2 protein-coding genes are annotated in these 2,280 nt (G+C 38.3%); both read right to left on the reverse strand.

Annotation, left to right across the window (positions count from 1 at the left end; genetic code table 11):
* Positions 1–514 precede the first annotated feature (514 nt).
* Positions 515–1,834 (reverse strand): DUF5906 domain-containing protein, encoded by a 1,320-nt coding sequence (locus LMU01S_RS09875; protein ID WP_056959654.1) that lies wholly within the window; start codon positions 1,832–1,834, stop codon positions 515–517.
* A gap of 17 nt (positions 1,835–1,851) precedes the next feature.
* Complete coding sequence (locus LMU01S_RS09880) at positions 1,852–2,154, reverse strand: hypothetical protein (RefSeq protein WP_056959656.1); 303 nt, start codon at positions 2,152–2,154, stop codon at positions 1,852–1,854.
* Positions 2,155–2,280 lie beyond the last annotated feature (126 nt).

Consider the following 2,280-nt stretch of genomic DNA (forward strand, 5'->3'; position numbering starts at 1 on the left):
GTCAGCCAGTGCATCCCTTTTTTGGGTTATACAAAAACATAGCTCTAAAACTTTTAAAATCACGTGTCATAGCTTGTCACTGATATAGTGACACGGTTCTATCATGCAGTTTTTGGCTAATAGGTGGGTACTTTTGAGTAGATAACCACACACACGATAAGCCTAAGAATTCCGATCTGCATTCTAAGCATTGTCGGTCTTGTCAGTCAAAGACTTTCTTTTTTCATGTGGTAACCACAAACAGCATTAATTTTGACACTTTTTTCATTCTTTATTTTCGATTTACTTACTTTATAAAAGTGTATTATATAAATTTTTTTAATCATTTTTCTGTTTGTTGTGTCATCCTACCCTTGTCAGGGCTACCTAGTTAGGTTAGCCATGACAAGAGGGTAAGAATGACCACTAACAACGGTATTTTTACTATCATAACTAACAGAGTAACTAACAGAGTAACATACCCGTTAGTAACGATTACGTTACCAACGTACCAACATATGTTGGTTATCATAATTTACTTATCGTTACTATTATTATTCTTGTAGATAAGACCGTCGCTAACTGTAAAATCTCGACTAACCTTGATACGTGCATAAATTGTCTTGTTGGCTACTTGACAAACTTTAGCCAGCTGTGAAACTTTTACCGGTTCATTATCCGGGCTTAGTTCTTCAAATGCTTTCCTAAGTTGCTCTTGTGCTTTTTCACGGCGTTTCTGATTGAGTTTGTTCATCTCCTTAGATACTGCCTTACGTTTAGGTAACACCGGCTTATCTTTAGTCTTGGGATGTTCTATGTTTTCTAGCCACTGCAGACGTAAGCTATTCATTTGTGTAGTTACTGTCATAGAATGTTGTTCTCGTGCTTTTAAAAAGGCTTGGATACATTTAAAAGCAAAAGCGCCGTACTCTCCAATGATCTCTTTAAAAGAATAATCATCAAAATTAGGGATGTCGTTCATTTCTACGAACTGTACCCGTTCTTTGAGTGATCCCGGGTTAAATGCTGGAAGCTCGTTAGACCCAAAAATAAGCTTAGCTGTATTTCTGAAATTGTATAGTGTACCGGCTGGCGTTTGTGTGGTTATGATGTCATCACCACTTAGCACATTGAGCGTCCCGGTGTCTACGTCTTTGATCCCGGTAATGTCCGGGTAGTATACGGCATCCTTTCCATGCAGTAGGGTATACAACTCTTTTGGCGTTGCTTTGGAAAGCATTGCAGGCGTAACTACGCTAACGTTTTCTTGACCAAGGATCCCAGATAGCCAGTTGAAAAAAAGTGACTTACCTTTATCGTTGGTGGCTAGCAAGATGACGATTACTTTAAAAGATACGTACGATCTAAAAAAGCAGTATCCTATAAATTCCATCATGAATGTGCTTTGTTCCTTGAATAGATCTTTGAACCATAATTCTGTTTGTAAGGGTTCATCCCTTGGTATTTCATCAAGATTATAGGACCGTCCACCAAAGAAAAAATTTTCTTGGTCGTGTGGGGATCGTTGCTTTTGTATAAAGTCAAAAGTTCCATTTCCAAAGTGTGCTTTTGGTTTGTGGCGCTCTGACTTTCTTCTTACTTCTTCGATCGTGTATATAGGCGCTGTATCTAAGATATCGTCCGGGATCCAGCTAATACCTTCTAAGTTTTCGTACCTATCTAATGTTTTAAAAGTGTTCACCTGTCTTTTTAACTCGTATTTTGTTGCAGGTTCCCACAGACCTTTATTTATATCGTATCTGTAAAGTTGTAGTTCGTGTCCATCTTTTACATGGATATAGCCACCGGTAGCCAAAAGCTCCTTGATAAATTCCTGTTTTAGTTCTAGTTCCATTGAACTGACACACCTTTCTAACGAACGATCTTCAAAAGTTCATCAAGGAGCTTCCTTAATTCGTTTCTCTTAGTGTATAATTCATTTGAAAGATATAGCGTTAGTGGTAATTCACGCTCTAACATTGCAGGCAGATCATATTTTTTGATCACACCACGTTGCAAGCTTTCCAATTTGTCACCAAGTAGGACTGAAATAGCAGATAAGTTATATTCCAGTTCTTCAAGATCGTTAGTAAGATCTTTGACTTTGCTAAGTTGCTCTGTCAGCGAATTAAAAGAGTTCTCTTGCTTTTTGATCGTTTTTTCTGTATTATTCATAATAATTCAGCTCCTTATTTTTTCCTTGGGGTTGAGTTGTGGGTTAGACCACTGGCGGGGGCGCTGGTGGTCTTTTTCTTTGCTCTCAACCACTCGATTACAAAAGGCGTCACCAGCCCAGCAACG

The sequence above is a fragment of the Ligilactobacillus murinus DSM 20452 = NBRC 14221 genome (assembly GCF_001591685.1).
Taxonomy (GTDB): Bacteria; Bacillota; Bacilli; order Lactobacillales; family Lactobacillaceae; genus Ligilactobacillus; species Ligilactobacillus murinus.